The organism is Shewanella sp. CAL98-MNA-CIBAN-0140 (assembly GCF_040309905.1).
Classification (GTDB): Bacteria; Pseudomonadota; Gammaproteobacteria; order Enterobacterales; family Shewanellaceae; genus Shewanella; species Shewanella psychromarinicola.
This window is the reverse complement of record NZ_JBEOPI010000132.1, coordinates 1-285: the sequence shown is the minus strand read 5'-3', so window position 1 is coordinate 285 and position 285 is coordinate 1. Positions and strand designations below refer to the sequence as shown.

The 285-nt window shown below is 44.2% G+C and carries 1 pseudogene; it reads left to right on the top strand.

Annotation, left to right across the window (positions count from 1 at the left end):
- Nucleotides 1-285: pseudogene (locus AAEY93_RS20460) on the top strand (ATP-dependent zinc metalloprotease FtsH); the annotation flags it as partial.

Here is a 285-nt window from a genome sequence, read left to right as displayed (position 1 = left end):
ATGTAGAAGCGGCTCTTATAGCACGTGGTACTCCAGGTTTCTCTGGCGCGGATTTAGCAAACTTAGTAAACGAAGCTGCACTTTATGCAGCGCGTGGTAATAAACGTGTTGTAAGTATGGCTGAATTTGACGCTGCTAAAGATAAAATCATGATGGGCGCAGAACGCAAGACCATGGTGATGAGCGAGCAAGAAAAAGCAATGACAGCGTACCATGAAGCTGGCCATGCAATTGTTGGTCGTATGGTGCCAGAACATGATCCAGTTTATAAAGTATCTATTATTC